General features: G+C 66.3%; 14 protein-coding genes. 8 read left to right on the top strand and 6 right to left on the bottom strand.

What is annotated here, in order from left to right:
* Positions 1-5: 5 nt before the first annotated feature.
* Both ACDH77_RS13470 and ACDH77_RS13465 read right to left on the bottom strand, forming a co-directional pair.
* Positions 6-1,199 carry a cell wall metabolism sensor histidine kinase WalK gene (locus ACDH77_RS13470; protein WP_031423443.1) on the bottom strand — a complete coding sequence of 398 codons (1,194 nt, stop codon included), beginning with the start codon at positions 1,197-1,199 and terminating at the stop codon, positions 6-8.
* Entirely contained in the window at positions 1,196-1,885 is a 690-nt protein-coding gene (locus ACDH77_RS13465; RefSeq protein ID WP_005912893.1) for a response regulator, read from the bottom strand. The genes ACDH77_RS13470 and ACDH77_RS13465 overlap by 4 nt, the downstream gene beginning before the upstream one ends.
* 105 nt (positions 1,886-1,990) lie before the next feature.
* On the opposite strand from ACDH77_RS13465, the gene ACDH77_RS13460 reads away from it, so the two are divergent.
* From ACDH77_RS13460 to ACDH77_RS13435, 6 genes are all read left to right on the top strand, one after another.
* Positions 1,991-3,460 carry an efflux transporter outer membrane subunit gene (locus tag ACDH77_RS13460; RefSeq protein ID WP_071118638.1) on the top strand — a complete coding sequence of 490 codons (1,470 nt, stop codon included), beginning with the start codon at positions 1,991-1,993 and terminating at the stop codon, positions 3,458-3,460.
* A gap of 19 nt (positions 3,461-3,479) precedes the next feature.
* Positions 3,480-4,316 carry a MipA/OmpV family protein gene (locus tag ACDH77_RS13455; protein WP_029819811.1) on the top strand — a complete coding sequence of 279 codons (837 nt, stop codon included), beginning with the start codon at positions 3,480-3,482 and terminating at the stop codon, positions 4,314-4,316.
* A 22-nt stretch (positions 4,317-4,338) separates the two neighbouring features.
* On the top strand, positions 4,339-5,445 hold the full coding sequence (locus tag ACDH77_RS13450; protein WP_109291377.1) for an efflux RND transporter periplasmic adaptor subunit: 1,107 nt from the start codon (positions 4,339-4,341) through the stop codon (positions 5,443-5,445).
* Positions 5,442-8,501 (top strand): efflux RND transporter permease subunit, encoded by a 3,060-nt coding sequence (locus tag ACDH77_RS13445; RefSeq protein WP_031423436.1) that lies wholly within the window; start codon positions 5,442-5,444, stop codon positions 8,499-8,501. The genes ACDH77_RS13450 and ACDH77_RS13445 overlap by 4 nt, the downstream gene beginning before the upstream one ends.
* 204 nt (positions 8,502-8,705) lie before the next feature.
* A complete protein-coding gene (locus ACDH77_RS13440; RefSeq protein WP_008578182.1) occupies positions 8,706-9,305 on the top strand; it encodes a plasmid pRiA4b ORF-3 family protein in 600 nt (199 codons plus the stop codon).
* A gap of 168 nt (positions 9,306-9,473) precedes the next feature.
* Entirely contained in the window at positions 9,474-11,306 is a 1,833-nt protein-coding gene (locus ACDH77_RS13435) for an ABC transporter ATP-binding protein (protein ID WP_031423433.1), read from the top strand.
* Between the two features lie 273 nt (positions 11,307-11,579).
* Here ACDH77_RS13435 and ACDH77_RS13430 read toward each other — a convergent pair whose 3' ends face one another.
* Positions 11,580-13,385: a DUF885 domain-containing protein gene (locus ACDH77_RS13430; protein ID WP_031423431.1), complete on the bottom strand. Its 1,806-nt coding sequence runs from the start codon at positions 13,383-13,385 to the stop codon at positions 11,580-11,582.
* 341 nt (positions 13,386-13,726) lie between these two features.
* On the opposite strand from ACDH77_RS13430, the gene ACDH77_RS13425 reads away from it, so the two are divergent.
* Both ACDH77_RS13425 and ACDH77_RS13420 read left to right on the top strand, forming a co-directional pair.
* Positions 13,727-14,125, top strand: a complete 399-nt coding sequence (locus tag ACDH77_RS13425) for a GFA family protein (protein ID WP_031423429.1) — start codon at positions 13,727-13,729, stop codon at positions 14,123-14,125.
* Complete coding sequence (locus ACDH77_RS13420; RefSeq protein ID WP_372353495.1) at positions 14,122-14,925, top strand: DUF4349 domain-containing protein; 804 nt, start codon at positions 14,122-14,124, stop codon at positions 14,923-14,925. Before ACDH77_RS13425 ends, ACDH77_RS13420 begins: the two co-directional genes overlap by 4 nt.
* 196 nt (positions 14,926-15,121) lie before the next feature.
* On the opposite strand, the gene ACDH77_RS13415 is transcribed toward ACDH77_RS13420, so the two are convergent.
* From ACDH77_RS13415 to ACDH77_RS13405, 3 genes are all read right to left on the bottom strand, one after another.
* Entirely contained in the window at positions 15,122-15,415 is a 294-nt protein-coding gene (locus tag ACDH77_RS13415; RefSeq protein WP_005912915.1) for a hypothetical protein, read from the bottom strand.
* Positions 15,416-15,491: 76 nt separating this feature from the next.
* Entirely contained in the window at positions 15,492-15,755 is a 264-nt protein-coding gene (locus tag ACDH77_RS13410; protein WP_057681463.1) for a DUF2867 domain-containing protein, read from the bottom strand.
* Between the two features lie 56 nt (positions 15,756-15,811).
* Positions 15,812-16,804 carry a LysR substrate-binding domain-containing protein gene (locus ACDH77_RS13405; RefSeq protein ID WP_317718928.1) on the bottom strand — a complete coding sequence of 331 codons (993 nt, stop codon included), beginning with the start codon at positions 16,802-16,804 and terminating at the stop codon, positions 15,812-15,814.
* Positions 16,805-16,869 lie beyond the last annotated feature (65 nt).

Below are 16,869 nucleotides of genomic sequence, written 5' to 3'. Positions count from 1 at the left end.
TTGCGTCAACGCCCCAGCGGCAACTGCACGCTGGCCAGCAGGCCACCGCCGGGGCGGTTGCTGACGACCAGTTGGCCATCGTGCGCCTGGCAGATGGCCGAGGCGATCGCCAGGCCCAGGCCGCTGCCGCCGGAATGCCGCGCGCGCGAGCTGTCGGCGCGCCAGAAGCGGTCCAGCAAGTGCGGCAGTTGCGCAGGCGCCACGCCGGGACCGCGGTCGCCGACGGTGAGCTGCACGCTGTTGCCGTCGCGGCGCACCTCGATTTCCAGCAACTTGCCGGCTGCGGCGTAGCGCAACGCGTTATCGATCAGGATCGACAGCACCTGGCCCAGCCGGTGCCGGTCGGCATGCAGGCGCAGCGCCGGAGCCGTGGGGTAGTGAATGGTCATGTGCGCCTCGCGCAGCGCCGGGCCTGCCCACTCGATGCGCTCGGCGACGAGCTCCCGCAGCTCGACGCTTTCCGGCTCCAGCACCAGCTGGCCGGCACGCGCCAGCGACACCAGGTGCAGGTCGCCGATCAGCCGATTGATCTGCTCCAGCTGGCGATGCACCAGCCGCAGTTGCTCCGGTTCGCGCGGGAAGACGTCATCCAGCATGCCTTGCACGCGTCCCATCGCGGCATTGAGCGGGGTGCGCAGTTCATGCGCCAGCATCGCGCTGGAGTCGCGTAATTCGCGCTCGTATTGCTGCAGCCTGCCGCTCATCGTATTGAAGTCGTCGGCCAGGGCGGTGAGCTCGTCCGGCGCGCCGCGCACCACTTGCGCGCGTGCGCCGAAATCGCCATCGCTGACCCGGTGCGCGGCGAAAGCCACCTGCGAAAATTGCCGCGACAGCGGCCGCGACGCAAGCAGGCCGCAGAACAGGATGACCGGGACCGAGATGGTCATCATGGCGCCCAGCATCCACCAGTCCGGATTGGCCAGCCCGGGCAGGAAATTTTCGATGTCGTAATAGCGCTGGAACAGCTCCCACAGGCGCGCCTGGTTGGCCCGGGGCTGCTCGATCAGCTGGGAGATCTCGGCACGCGGCTCGGCCGGCACGTTGCTCAGGATCAGGCTGTAGCGCAGGTTGAAATAGCACCACATGCCGAACGCGATGACCATCATGGTGACCACCGCCAGCGCGCTCATGCGCAGTCCCACCCACCACCACAGGGGCGCCTGGTTGCGCCAAGCATGAAACCGCCGCAGCACCTTCATTGAAAGCGATACCCCACTGCACGCACGGTGACCAGCACACCGGTGATGCCATGCACTTCGAGTTTGCGGCGCAGGTTGTGGATGTGCGAATCCACCACCCGTTCCAATGCATCGCTGTCGGGCAGGCAGGCGTCGAGCAGTTCGCTGCGCGTAAAGGCCTTGAATGGGGTCTTGAGCAGCAGCGCGAGCAGGTTGAATTCGGTCGGCGTCAGATCCAGCGCCACGCTGTCGCCGTTTTCGTGTTGCACGCTGGCGACCACGGCGGCCGGATCCACGCTCAGCCGACCGTGCTGCAATGGCTCGCCCGGCGCGCGCACTGCCACGCTCCGGCGTAGCACCGCATGCACACGCGCCACCACCTCCTTGGGGCTGTATGGCTTGACCACGTAATCGTCGGCGCCGTAGCGCAGGGCGCCGAGCTTTTCCGGCTCGTCGCCAATGGCGGTGACCATGATCACCGGCGTGTCGCCGGCGCGGCGGATCGTCGACAGCACCTCGATGCCGCTGAGCTTGGGCAGCATCACGTCCAGCAGCACCAGATCCGGTGCCCATTGCCGGTGGAGCTGGATGGCGCGTTCGCCATCGCCGGCCACCGCCACATCGAAGCCGTCGCGGCGTAGATAGGCCTCCAGAATGCTGGCGCTATCGCTGTCGTCTTCCACCAGCAGAACCTTTTTGCCTGTCATGACGTGTTGCCCTGTCGTCTCGATCAAATCTGGATAATTCCCGAAAACAACCTGGACGCTGCGGGTCGAGGATGTCGGTCGAGATTGGCTCTGTGCTCCGACATCATGATTCCACAAATTATTCCGCATCGTTGGTCCTGCGTGTGCCTGGTTGCCGCCAGTGCGGTGCTGTCGGTTGGCTGCTCGCTGACGCCGGCCTACCAGCGCCCGGTGGTCGGCGTGCCGGCCACGTTCGGCAGCCCGCAGGCGGCATCGGCGCCGGCATCCGGCCAGCCCGACGCCGATGCGGCCGCCGCCGTCACTCTGAACGAGCAAGAGCGCGCGTTTCTGCAGGCCTTCGCGCCAGACCGCGACCTGCGGCCCCTGGTCGAACGTGCCTTGGCGCACAACGGCGATTTCCGCCGTGCGGCGTTGCAGGTAGAACAGGCACGTGCACAGTACGGCATTGCGCGGGCGTCGCGCCTGCCGACGCTCGCCGTCGGCGCGCAGCAGCTGCGGCAACATTTCGACAACCCGACGCTGGATGCGCGGTACCAGCAGGATCTGGTGATTGCCAATGCGGGAATCGGCAATTTCGAAGTGGACTTTTTCGGCAAGCTGCAGGCGATGTCCGAGGCCGCACGCCAGCGCTACCTGGCCAGCGCCTATGGCCGCGACGCGGCGCGTGGCGCCCTGATTGCAGAGGTGCTGCGTGCCTACACCGCCGAGCGCACCACCGCGCAGGCGCTGCAGCAGCTGCAATCGCTGGATGCCGACAGCGCTGCGCTGCTTGCCATCGCCGAGCGGCAATATCAGGTAGGGCTGATTGCGCGCGACGAGCGCGATGCGCAGCAGCGACAGGCCGACCAAGCCCATGTGGCGGCCCTGCAGGGCAACGACAATCACGCTGCGGCGCTGCGTGCGCTGCAGTTGCTGGCCGGCTACGACAGCACTCCGGTACCCGGCGACCTGCAGGGTCTGATCGCCGCTGATACGCCTGCCAGTGCGTGGCGCGCCCTGGATTCGTCGCTGTTGCTGCAACGCCCGGACATCCAGCAGGCCGAGCTGGAATTGCGCGCGGCCAATGCCGACATCGGCGCGGCGCGCGCGGCGTTTTTTCCATCCATCACCTTGAGCAGCAGCGTGGGCACGGCCAGCGACGGATTGAACGGCCTGTTTTCTGCAGGCCACGGCGTATGGAGCTTCATGCCGCAACTGAACCTGCCGTTGTTCGATGGCGGCCGCAATCGCGCCAACCTGGACCTGGCGCAAATACGCAAACGTGCCGATGTCATTGCCTACGAGCAGGCGATCGAGTCTGCATTCCGCGAGGTCGCCAATGCGCTCGACGCGCACGCCACCTTGTCGCAGGCCGAGCCGCGCTCGCGCGAGCAGGTCGAACGCGAGCAACTGCGTCTTGCTCGAATGCATGAACGCGTGGATGCCGGTCTGGAAGACCGCAGCGCGCTGCTGGCCGAGCGGACCCGCATCGCTCAGACCGAACTCGATTACCTGGATACCGCACGCCAACGCGTGCTGAGCCGTATTGCGCTGTTTCAAGCCTTCTATGGCGTGCGCCTGCCCACCGCTTCCTGACTTCCGACGGAGACTTTCGATGCACCTATCGTCCTTCAATCGCCTGCGTGGCCACCATGCCGTTCGCGCCAGCGTGCTTGCCTGCATGAGCGCCATTCCGTGCATTGCGCACGCACAAACCGATCTGACCGGGAGTTCGCGCCTGCTGGGAGACCGTACTGAAATCACGGCCGGCGCGGCAGCGGTTGCTACGCCGGAGTATGCCGGTGCCGAGCGCGCGCGCGTGCAATTCAACCCGGTGCTGGTGGTGCAGCGCGGCGTCCTGTTCTTCGACACCTCCCGCGGCGGCGGCCTGCAATTCCAGAGCAAGTCCGGCTTCTACGTATCGCAATCGTTGTATTACGACCTGGGCCGACTGCAAAGCGACAGCAACTGGCGGCCGGGCTCGCGCCTGCTGGCCGGCATGGGCGATGTGCCTGGCTCGGTGACCGCACGCACGCTGGTGATGCAGCAAGTGACGCCCTACATGAACGTCAATGCGGAGGCCGAATTCACGCTCAAGGATGCTGCGCGCCGCAACCGCTATCGCGCCGGGATGGAGTTCACCCTGCTGCATAGCGCCAACGACACGGTCACCCTGGACCTGGACGTGCATGGCGGCGACCGCCGCTTCAATCAGGCTTACTTCGGCGTCACCGATGCGCAAGCCGCGCGCACCCGCTTTGCCGCCTTCAATGCCGGGTCCGGTGCGTATGCCGCCGCGGTAGGTGGCAGTTGGACGCACTCGTTGGGCGACCACTGGGCCACCACGTTGGGGGTCACCGGAACGCGCTACCTGGACAACGCCGAAGACAGCCCGCTGGTGGCACGCCGCAGCGTGGTTAGCGGCAACCTCGCACTGACCTACAGCCGCTGAGCGGCATACACCGGGGGATCCAATGATGACGATGTTTTATCGCGGCCTGGTGTGCGGCGCGTTGCTGCTGGGACTGGCCGCATGCAGCGGGCCGGAGGCGCCGGCCACCGAGACGCCGCGCGCGGTGAAGCTGGAGCGCTTCGGCAACGGGAGCGATAACCCACTGCAGGTGCCGGCGCTGGTGCGCCAGGAACAACGCGCCGAGCTGGGGTTCGAAGGAGCAGGCCGTCTGTCTGCGGTGCTGGTGGATGTCGGCGACCGGGTGACCCGCGGGCAACTGCTGGCACGGCTGGACGATGAGCCGCTGCGCCTGCGCGAACAGCAGGCCGATGCCAACGTGCGCGCGGCACTGGCGCAATCGGGCGAACGGCAACTGCAATTGCGCCAGCAACAGGCAATGTTCGATGACGGTGCCAGTTCCAGCGCCACCTTGACTGCCGCGCGGGTGGCGGCAGATGCGGCCGCCGCGCAGCTGCAGGTGGCCAGGGCCGACCTGGCCATGGCGCGCCGCGGCGCGCGTCTGGGCGAGCTCCGCGCGCCCTTCGATGGCAGCGTGGTGGCGCGCCTGCAACAGCCGCAGGCCGATGTGGCGGCGGGGCAGGCGGTGCTGCAGGTGGAGGGGCAGGGCCATGTGCAACTGGTCGCCACGCTGCCGGCAACTGCCGGTGCCGGTCTGGTGCCGGGGCAAACCGTGCATGCCCGCGTGGTGGATGCGGGCGGCGCGCCGATCGAACTGCGTCTGCGCAGTCTTTCCAGCCGCCTGGACAATGCCACGACGGTGCAGGCGTTACTGGAACCGCTCGCCGCCGCGCCTTCGCTGCGCAGCGGCGACAGCGTGATGCTGACGCTGCCGCCTGCTGCCGCGTCCACGCCGAGCGTGCCGTTGTCGGCGGTATTGCCCCGACTCAACCGGCAACAGGCCAGCGTGTTCGTTTACCAGCCGGCCACGCGGGCCGTGATCGAACGCGCGGTCGACCTGGGAACGATCGTCGGCGAGCGCGTCCAGATTCTGCGCGGGCTGCGGGCAGGCGAGCAGGTGGTGAGCGCCGGTGTGGGCTTCTTGGTGAACGGCCAGCCGGTGACGCCACTGCAGGCGCAGACGCAGCTGAGCGGAGGTCGCACGCCATGAAGCTGACCCAGATGGCGATGCGCTCGAGCCGGCTGACGTTGTTTGCCGCAGCGATGATCCTGATCGGCGGCATCGTGGCGTTTCTCGGTTTCCCATCGCAGGAAGAACCGTCGGTGACCGTACGCGACACGCTGGTGTCGGTGGCCTATCCCGGCATGCCCAGCGAGCAGGTGGAAAACCTGCTGGCGCGTCCGGTGGAGGAGCGCTTGCGCGAGCTGGCCGGCATCAAGCGCATCGTCACCACGGTGCATCCGGGCAGCGCGATCGTGCAGCTGACCGCCTATGACGATGTGCAGGATCTGCCGGCGCTGTGGCAGCGGGTGCGCGCCAAGGCCGCGGAGGCCGGCGCGCAATTGCCTGCGGGCACGCTTGGTCCCTTTGTCGACGACGACTTCGGGCGCGTGTCGGTGGCGTCGATCGCGGTGACCGCACCGGGCTTTTCGATGAGCGAAATGCGCGGCCCGTTGCGGCGCATGCGCGAGCAGCTGTACGCCTTGCCCGGCGTGGAGCAGGTGAAGTTATATGGCCTGCAGGACGAATCGGTGTATGTGTCGTTTGATCGCGCACGGTTGCTGGCGAGCGGCTTGACGCCGTCCAGCGTGATGGCGCAGTTGCGCGCGCAGAATGTGGTGGGTTCCGGTGGGCAGGTCGCGGTGTCGGGGCTGGCGCTGACCGTGGCCACGTCCGGCGAAATCCGCACGCCCGAGCAGTTGCGCGCTGTTCTGCTGAGCGTGCCCGGCGCACCTGCGGGCGGTGCCCGCGAGGTGACCCTGGGCGAGCTGGCGCAGGTGCAGGTGATGCCGGCCGACCCGCCGCAAAGCGCGGCCGTTTACCAGGGCCAGCCGGCGGTGGTGGTCTCGGTCTCGATGCAGCCGGGCACCAATATCGCCGACTTCGGCAAGGCGCTGCGCGCCAAGCTCGACGACACCGCGCACGAGCTGCCTGTCGGCTTCACCCAGCACGTGGTGAGCTTCCAGGCCGATGTGGTCGAGCGCGAGATGGGCAAGATGCATCACGTCATGGGCGAGACCATTGTCATCGTCATGGCGGTGGTGATGCTGTTTCTGGGCTGGCGTACCGGGTTGATCGTCGGCGCGATCGTGCCGTTGACCATCTTCGCCTCGCTGATCGTCATGCGTGTGCTGAACGTGGAGCTGCAGACGGTCTCCATTGCCGCCATCATTCTTGCGCTGGGCTTGTTGGTGGACAACGGCATCGTGATTGCCGAAGACATCGAGCGCCGCCTGGTGGCCGGCGAGGAACGCCGCCAGGCCTGCATCGATGCGGGCCGGACGTTGGCGACACCTTTGCTGACCTCGTCGTTGGTCATCGTGCTGGCGTTCTCGCCGTTCTTCTTCGGCCAGACCAGCACCAATGAATATCTGCGCTCGCTGGCCACCGTGCTTGGCGTGACGCTGCTGGGTTCGTGGTTGCTGAGCATCACGGTGACGCCGCTGCTGTGCATGTACTTCGCCAAGGTGCATGTCACCAAGACCAGCGATGCAGCCGAATCGCGGTTCTATCGCGGCTACCGCCGTGTGATCGAACGCCTGCTGCAGCACAAGGTGCTGTTCATCGGCGCGATGACGGCGATGCTGGCAGTGGCGGTCACCGTGCTGGTGTCCATTCCATACGACTTCCTGCCCAAGTCCGACCGCCTGCAGTTCCAGATGCCGGTGACCTTGCAGGCGGGCAGCGATGCACGCCAAACGCTGCGCACGGTGAGTGAACTCAGCCGCTGGTTGGGCGACCGCCGCGCCAACCCCGAGGTGGTGGACAGCATCGGGTATGTTGCCGATGGCGGGCCGCGCATCGTGCTGGGCCTGAACCCGCCGCTGCCGGCGGCCAACCAGGCCTACTTCACGGTCAGCGTGCGGCCGGGGACCGACATCGATGCGGTGATCGCACGGGTGCGCTCGCATGTGCGCAGCCACTTCCCCGCGCTGCGCGCCGAGCCCAAGCGTTTTTCGCTGGGCGCCACCGAAGCCGGGATGGCGGTGTATCGCGTGGTGGGTCCGGACGAGGCGATCCTGCGCAGCAGCGCTGCTGCGATTGCCAGGGCCTTGCGGGCGGTGCCGGGCACCGTGGACGTGCAGGACGACTGGCAGGCGCGCATTCCGCGCTATGTGGTGCAGGTGGACCAGCTCAAGGCCCGCCGCGCCGGTGTCAGCAGCGAGGACATTGCGCAGGCATTGCAGGGGCGCTACAGCGGCGTGGATGCCACGTTGATCCGCGACGATGGCACCGATGTGCCGGTTGTCGTGCGCGGCAGCACCGACGAGCGTGCCGCCAACGGCAACCCGGCCGATACGTTGGTGTACCCGCAGGCAGGCGGCGCACCGGTACCGTTGGCGGCGGTCGCCACGGTGCTGCGCGACAGCGAGCCGTCGGCGATCCAGCGGCGCAACCTCAGCCGTGCGATCACCGTGACCGCGCGCAACCCGCAACTGACCGCGACCGAGATCGTCGAGCGGCTGTCCGCGCCAATTGCCGCGCTCAAGCTGCCGCCCGGCTACCGCGTGGAGATTGGCGGCGAGCTGGAAGATTCGGCCGAAGCCAATCAGGCCCTGCTGCACTACATGCCGCATGCCTTGGGCGCGATCCTGCTGCTGTTCGTGTGGCAGTTCAACTCGTTCCGCAAGTTGTTCATCGTGCTGTCGGCGGTGCCGTTCGTGCTGATCGGTGCGGCACTGGCGCTGGTGATGACCGGCTATCCGTTCGGCTTCATGGCGACCTTCGGCCTGCTGGCGCTGGCCGGCATCATCGTCAACAACGCGGTGTTGCTGCTGGAGCGCATCGAAGCCGAACTTGCCGATGGCCTGCCGCGCCGCGAAGCGGTGGTGGCGGCCGCGGTCAAGCGGCTGCGCCCGATCGTCATGACCAAGCTCACCTGCATCGTCGGCCTGGTGCCGCTGATGCTGTTTGCAGGCCCGCTGTGGACGGGGATGGCGATCACCATGATCGGTGGGCTGGCGTTGGGCACGCTGGTGACGCTGGGCCTGATTCCGATCCTGTATGACCTGCTGTTCGGTTTGCGCCTGCGCCGCAGTGCTTGAGCGTGGCCGCCAAGCCGTGACGCGTGGCGGTCGGATGGGTGTGGACGGGGCGCTCAGAGGCGGGATGGACAAGTGCTACATCCCGACCCGGGCACCGGCCGCGCCCGCCTGGCGGTTGCGCAGTGATTCAATCGCCGATCTGGACAGCGTCTGCATTCGCCTGCCTGGCACGCCATACTGGTAACAGGCAGGCACACGCATCGCATGATGACCAAGGCAAAAAAGAAATCCGCGCAGCAAGCGCTGCAGGCACCTGCGCCGGTGTATCAACTGCATGTGGCATTGATCGGCAGTGCGCCGCTGATCTGGCGGCGCCTGCTGGTGTCGGGCGCAGTACGCCTGGCCACCTTGCATCGCGTATTGCAGCCGGTGATGGGCTGGAATGGCGCCCATCCCTACGAATTCGACCTCGGCGGCGGGCGTTACGGCGAATCCGGGCTGGATGTGCCCGAGCGTCCCCGGCTCAAGCACGCCGGGCGTGTCACGCTGGAAAGCGCGGTGGGCGAACTGGAAGGCTTCGAGTATTTCTACGGTGCCGGCCCTGGCTGGCAGCATCGGCTGCAAGTGGAAGCGCTCTTGCCGGCCGATGCCGGCCTGCGCGTGGCGCGCTGTGTGGACGGTGCCAATGCCTGCCCGCCGAATAGCAGTGGCGGCATTGCCGATTACCAGGCGCTGTTGCACGTCATCGCCGACCCGGACCACCCGCAGCATGTGCAGGAATTGGCGAGCTTGGGTGGGCGCTTGGAACCTGGGCATTTCGATCTGGCAGAGGTCAATCGCCTGCTCGCGCGCGTGCGCGAGTGACAGCGGTGGCGCCTCATGGGCGAAGGCGCTGCAAACCTCGTCTCTTGTTCTCCTGGCGACGGCGTTGACGCAGTGCATGGGCTGATCAAGCCGCGTGCCGACCAGCGCCACTGCGGCTTGACGCCCGATCGGCTAGCCTGAGATCCCGGTGTTTCCGAAGTCTGCGCAATGTTCCGCTGGTTCGAGTCCCTGATCGATATCTTCCCGCCCATCGAGCGGGAGATGCCGCCACGCAGCGTGTGGCGCTTTTATCTGCATTATCTGCGGCCGTTGTGGCCGATCCTGCTGGCCACCTTGATCGCCGGGCTGCTGCTGGCGCTGGTGGAAGTGGCGATGTTCGACTTCCTCGGCCGCATCGTCGACATGCTTGCCGGCAAACCTGTGCCGGACTTCTTCCGGCAGCATGCGGGCGAACTGATCTGGATGGCGGTCATCACGCTGGTGGCAAGGCCGTTCTTCACCGGCCTGCACAATCTGCTAGTCAATCAGGCGATCGTGCCGGGTCTTAGCAACCGTTCGCGCTGGCTGATGCACAACTACGTGGTGCGCCAGAGCCTGGGCTTCTTCAACAACGATTTTGCCGGGCGCATCGCCAATCGGGTGATGCAGACCGGCACCTCGCTGCGCGAATCGGCCGTGCAGATGGTGGATGCGCTGTGGTACATCGTGGTCTACACCGGCAGTGCCCTGTGGCTGTTCGCGCAGGCAGACCCCTGGCTGATGGCGCCGCTGCTGCTCTGGCTGGTGGTGTACGTCGCGCTGATGGCGTTTTTCGTGCCGCGCATGAAGGCGCGCGCATGGGTTGCCTCCGATGCGCGCTCCAAGGCGACCGGCCGCATCGTCGATGGCTATACCAATATTTCCACGCTCAAGTTGTTCGCCCATGCCGGCCGCGAACAGGCGTATGTGCGCGATGCCATCGACGAACTGGCGGTGAAACACCGCCGGCAGACCCGGGTGACCACCGCGATGGACACCGCCATCGCAGTGGCCAACGGCTTTTTGATCGTGGGGACCTGCGCGCTGGCGCTGTGGTTGTGGAGCCGCGGCCAGATCAGCGTGGGCGCGATCACCCTGGCCACCGGTCTGGTGATCCGTATCCACAACATGTCCGGCTGGATCATGTGGACGGTCAACGGCATCTTCGAGGACATCGGCACCGTGCAGGACGGCATGCAGACCATCTCGCAACCGGTGCAGGTGCAGGATGCAGCCGATGCGGTGCCGCTGCAGGTAACGCAGGGGCAGGTGCAGTTCGAGCACATCCATTTCCATTACGGCAAGCGCGGTGGGGTGATCGCCGGGCTGGATCTGCAGGTGCGTGCCGGCGAGAAGATCGGCCTGGTCGGGCCGTCCGGTGCCGGCAAATCCACCCTGGTCAACGTGTTGCTGCGGCTGTACGACCTGGAGCAGGGCCGCATCCTGATCGACGGACAGGACATCGCAACCGTGACGCAGGAAAGCCTGCGCGGGCAGATCGGCCTGGTCACCCAGGACACCTCGCTGTTGCATCGCTCGATCCGCGATAACCTGCTGTATGGGCGGCCGCAGGCCAGCGAGGCGCAGATTCTCGATGCCGTGCGCAAGGCACGCGCCGACAGTTTCATCGACACGCTGATCGATGGCGAAGGCCGCCGCGGTTTCGATGCGCATGTGGGCGAGCGCGGGGTCAAGCTCTCCGGCGGTCAGCGCCAGCGCATCGCGATTGCGCGGGTGCTGCTGAAGGACGCGCCGATCCTGATCCTGGACGAAGCGACCTCGGCGCTGGATTCGGAAGTGGAGGCCGCCATCCAGGACAGCCTGGACGCGCTGATGGGCAACAAGACCGTGATTGCCATCGCGCACCGCCTTTCGACCATCGCGCGCATGGACCGGCTGGTGGTGATGGATGCCGGCAAGATCGTCGAGACAGGCACGCATGCGCAATTGATTGCGCATGGCGGCTTGTATGCACGGCTTTGGGCGCGGCAGACCGGAGGGTTTGTTGCTGCGGATGCGTGACGGAAAGCTACGTGTAAGGACACGGGACTGGGGTAACGCGGGTTGGAAACTGGCCAATAGACATTGGCAACGACCTAAGCCCCTCTCCCGGCGGGAGAGGGGTTGGGGTGAGGGTCCGGGGCGAAGCCACTTGCTAGTTTTGGATGACACAAGGCTTCATGGTCGATTGAATTCGCACCAGGAAAATGCGTCCTCTATGAGGCACGCGAGGCTTCGCCCGTACCCTCATCCGCCCCTGCGGGGCACCTTCTCCCGCGGGGAGAAGGGAAATGCTCACTCGATCGGTTGATCCAGCATCAGCTCGCGGGCGAAGCGTACCGGCGGTGCACCGTAGGACAGCATCTTGTCGTGATAGGCCTTCAGGTTGAAGGTCTCGCCGAGCTTGTCCTGTACCGCCTTGCGGGTGTCCAGATGTTCCTGCACGCCGACGAAGTAGGTCGGGAGCTGTGCGGAGGAGAGCTGCGCACGCACCCACTTGCCCGAGGCTTCGCTTTCCTGCTGGAAGGTGTCGTGGGTCATCAGGTGCATCGCCTTGTCGCGATCCCATCCGTCCACATGCACACCCTGGTCGAGAATGGCATTGGCAATGGTGCGCAGGTAGAACTTGAGCTGCACCAGGTGGAACAGCGGGTCGTTATCCAGGTAACCCTGCTCCTGCATCATGCGCTCGGTGTACACCGCCCAGCCTTCGGCGAACATGCCCGAGCGCAGCACCGCGCGTAGCGTGGAGGGGAACTTGGCCGAATGCCAGCCTTCCAGGTAGTGACCCGGCGTGCCCTCATGGATGCTGAGCAGCTGGATCATGCGGGTGTTGTATTCGCGCAGGAACGAATCGACCTGCTTGTCGTTCCAGTCGTCGGGAATCGGCGACACCGCGTAGAACGTCTTGAGATTCTTGTCGAGCGGGCCGGGCGAATCGCAATACGCGACCGCCACGCCACGCTGGAACTCCGGCATCAGGATGATGTCCACCGGCGAATCGGGTAGCGTCATCAAGTCCTTCTGGCGCACGAATTCGGTGGATTGGGCCAGCGCTGCCTTGGCCGCGTCCACCACCTTGTCGCGCGCCGGCTTGTCGGCATACGCCAGTTCCAGCGCCGCTTCGATCGCCGCCTGCTGCTGGTCTTCGGTGGGCGATTCGGGCAATTGGGGAGCGCCGGGCTTGTTCTTGAGTACCGTGCGCGCAATCCCGTACATGTCGCTGCGCACGCGCTTGAGCTCGGATTCGGCGCGCTGCTTGATGTCGGCACGCGACAGCGACGACAGCAGCGCGAATTTCAGCTTCTGATCGTATTTTTCCGCACCGATGCGGAAGTCGCCCTTGGCATTGGGGACCAGCACGGTGTCCAGCCAGGTCTGCTGCTCGGCCACTGCCTTGCGCAGGTTGTCGATGGCCGCCTGCGCACGCGCCGCCTCGATCGGGCCAAGCTGGCTGATGTTGGGCGCGATGAAGCTGTCGACGATGCTCAGGATGCCCTTGTTCTGCTTGGCCACCGTTTCGGCATGGATCTTCGGCACGCGCGCCGGGTCCAGGTTCTCGCGTGCCTGTGCAAAGATGCTCGGGATCTTTTCCATGCGCTGGGTGGCCGCGGTCAGGCGCTCGGGCAGCGGCGCGAATTCGCGCGCCATCAGGCTGTACAGCGCGCTGCCGGCCAGCCCGTTGTAGACCTGCGGGTCCCAGGCCCAGCTTTGCAGCACCTCGGTATTCCAGATCTCCGATTGCAGCTGATTGCGCAGGATGGCCGCATCCACCTGGTTCTCGCGCGAAAGCTTGGCCACCTCGATTGCATCCAGGGTGGCCAGCAGCTTCTTGCCCGCATCCACGCTGCGCTGACGGCCGCCGGCGCTCAGGTCGTCGATTTGCGCATCGAAGCGATGGTCGCCGGTCTGGGTGGCGGTCACCGGCGACAGCTGCATCCAGGTGTCCAGGGCCTGTTTGGATAATGCGGCAAAGCGCGCATCCGGGGTCTGTGCCTGGTTGGCGGCAGGCGCGGCTGCATCGGCGCGCGGTGATTCGGGCTGTTGCTGGCAGGCGCTGAGGCCGGTGAGCAGGGCGAGGACAAGCAGGCGTTGACGCATCGTGGGTCCTGGTGGAATCAAACCGCCAGCATAGGCATCTGCGCCCACGTGCGCATCCGCCATTGGTGTAGGGCAGCCAAGAAATCGACGGCGCTCACCGCCAGGCGGGCGCGGCCGAGGCTTGGACCAGCGTGTGCCGCCTGACCCTGCGGATCGTGCGCGCCCTCCATGTGCCCTGACAGATGCGCACCACGTGTGGGTGAGCGCCCCGATCCTGCCGGCCGTGCAGCGGCGCAATCGCCCGGGGGCACACGACGGCTGCACGTTGCGGGCGCGATCGCTCGTACACTCCGGTTCCCGGGCGCCGCCTCGCTACCCAGGCGGCGCGTACACGCAACATCATGCTTGCCACCCGCACGGTGGCCTGTTCCAAGGAGGATCACATGCACTATGCCGGTAGCTGTCATTGCGGACGCATCGCGTTCGATCTGCAGACCGAAGCGCCCATCACCGAGGTCTACGACTGCAACTGTTCGCTGTGTCGCCGCCGCGGCGGTTTGCTCTGGTTCGGCGCGCGCACGCAGCTGCAGCTTCAGGCCGCGCCGGAAGCTGTGGGCAGCTACCGCTTCAATCAGCAGCACATCGATCACCACTATTGCACGCAGTGCGGGATCGCGCCCTTCAGTGAGGGCCTCAACCCCAAGACCGGCGAAATGGGCGTCGCGGTCAATGTGCGTTGCCTGCCGGCAGTGGATCTTGCCGGGCTGCAGGTGCATGCAATCGATGGAGCCAGCCGATGAGCCGTGCCATGCAGCGGTATGCCGCGGCCATGCTGCTGGGATGGGCGCTGTGCGGGTGTGCGAAGCATCACGCGGAGATGGCGGCCGACGGCGGGGCTGCGGCGCCGGCACCGCCTGCCGCGCAGGGCAATGCCCTGGCCTACGAGCACGATGTGCGCATCGAGCTGCCTGCCGACCAGATCGGCCAGCGCATCGCCGTGATACGCACTGCCTGCCAGGACGCGCAGTTCGGCGACTGCGCCTTGCTGGCGGTCGAGCAGGAAGGCGGGCGCGATCCCAGTGGGCGCGTCAGCGTACGGCTGGCACCGGAAGGGATCGAACCCATGGTGCAGTTGGCCGGCCAGCATGGCGATGTCGCCGCGCGTAGCACGCGGGCCGAAGATCTGGCCCAGCAGATTGCCGACACCGGCCTGGCGCAGGCGCGGCTGCAAAAAGAGCATGCGCGCCTGCTGGAATTGCAGCAGCGCCGCGATCTGGCGGTGACCGATCTGTTGGCCTTGTCCAAGCGGCTGGCCGAGATCGAAGCCGAGGCGCAGCAGACCCAACAGCAGGCCGCGCAGCAGCAGCGCCGGGTGCGCACGCAGTTGCTGACGCTCAATTTCCGCAGTACCGGTGGCGAGCAGGGCAGGGGCGAGATCGCGCAAGCCGCTGCCGAGTTCGGCGAGGTATTTTCCAGCAGCGTGGCGTTCGTCATCCGCGCAGTGGCAGCGCTACTGCCGGTGGCTGCGGTTGCACTGATCGCCGGCTGGTTGTTGTTGCAGGCGTGGCGCTGGCGCGTACGTCGGCGCCGGATGTCCTGATGTACCGCAGCTGCGCGGGACTGCCGTGCAGCTGCGGGGTCATCCGACCGATCAGTGCATGCGGCGTGCGCTGTCAGCGCTCGGTCGCACGCGGCTTGAGCGCGCAGCGGCATGCCCAAGCGCCGCAGGACGCGTCATGGCGTCGCGTGCGATCCAGCAATGCAGCACTGTCGCCACAGGTAGGGCTGAGCCCGGCTCAACCTTCGTCCACTTCGTATTCCACAAACACGTCCAGCTGCAGTGCCAGCTCTTGCACCGCGTCGCGGACCTTCTGCGCGGTGGCCTCGTTGCCGGCTTCCACTTCGAACTCGTGGCTGCCCGGACCTTCGTCGTCCGACAGGCCTGCCGAGCTGGAATCTTCGTCGTCCAGGTGCGGCATCAGATCGTCCACTTCTTCCACGTGCTCGATGCCGTCGATGCTTTGCAGCAGGTTGGCAATGGCACGCGCGTCGTCGTCGGTGCCGGTGATGCGCATGCGGAGGGTAGGCATGGGAGTGTCCTGTGGATTGGGGACATCAAGCCTAGGCATCGCCAGGACAAAACGAGGTGACGGCGCGCTGCTCACATCACGCGGGCCGTGCCGGCCATGCCTGGCTGGTAACGGGGTCGGACTGCATCACGCGGCCTACTGCGGCGCGCAGCATCGTGGGCATGACGTAGTGGTGATGCACATGATGGATACAGGCCATGTAGACTCGGCCAAACCCGTTGCGGCAGCTCACTCGGGTGGCCATGGTCAGCTCGATCTCGTGCGTGCCGACCCGGCGCAACGCCACCGACGAGCGGAAGCGCAGATGTTTGTCGTCGGCGTTGTTGCGTTGTGCCAGCATCGGGAAGCGCCCTGGATAGCCCAAATTTTTCGACAAATGCCAGCCTGCCGCTTGGTTCATTCCGCCGCCGATGCGCTACGCAAACGCCGCCTTGCACGCGGCTCCTGCACGCCTTCGCTCAGCGGCAACGCCACCAATTCGGCGGGCAGTGCCGGCATCGGGGTGCGTTCGTCCTGTGCTTCGCGCTTGAGCCAGTCGATGAACAATGCCGCGGCCGGGCTGAGTTCGCGGTGGCTGGGGTGCACGATGTAGTACGCGTGACGCGCCTTGAGCGTGGGGCCGGGCAGGCGTACCAGTTCGTAACGCTGCAGGTAGGGCTGGGCGATGTGCTTGCGCGCCAGCACCGCGCCCAGGCCATACACGGCGGCGCGCATCGCGTCGGTGCTGTCGTTGAAGGTGTGCATCGGCGGCACGGTGGTACCGCGGACCTGGGCTGCGCGGAACCAGTCGCGCCACCCCTGCGGCGACATGTCGGTCAGTAGCGGTAATTGCGCGATCTGCGCCGGCGTGCGCAGGGCAGCCACTTCCGGCAACGACGGTGAGGCCACCGGGAACAGTTCGTCGTCCATCAGGTGATGCGAGGTCAGTCCGGGCCAGGCGCCTTGGCCATAACGAATACCCAGGTCCGGGCCGCCTTCTTCGAAACGCGAAAAGGCCGTATCCGATTGCAGGTCCATACGGATATGCGGATAGGCGCGGCAAAAGCGCGGCAGCCGCGGCAACAACCAGCAGTACGACAGCGAGCGCAACGTGGTGACGCGCAGTGGAATGGCGTCTTCGCGCGGATGCAGGTTGCCGGCTACCGCCGCGATCTCGGCCAGCGCGGCGGTGGCCGCATCTGCCAGCTGGCGGCCTTCGGCGGTGAGTTTGACGCCACGCGGTAGCCGCTGGAACAAGGTCGCACCCAGCAGCGCTTCGAGCTTGCGCACATGGTGGCTAACCGCGCTGGCGGTGAGGTGCAGTTCTTCGGCGGCGTGGGCGAAATTCTGGTGGCGGGCGGCAGCGGCGAACACGCCCAGCGCAGGTAACAGGGTAGGGCGCAGATTCATCGAGGCATGAGTGAGATTTGTGGCTCGCCCCGATACTACGCGCTTGTCGCGCCCCTGGTGGCAAC

This window comes from Xanthomonas axonopodis pv. maculifoliigardeniae, from assembly GCF_041519315.1.
GTDB classification, from domain to species: domain Bacteria; phylum Pseudomonadota; class Gammaproteobacteria; order Xanthomonadales; family Xanthomonadaceae; genus Xanthomonas; species Xanthomonas euvesicatoria.
This window is presented reverse-complemented; position numbering and strand designations above follow the sequence as displayed.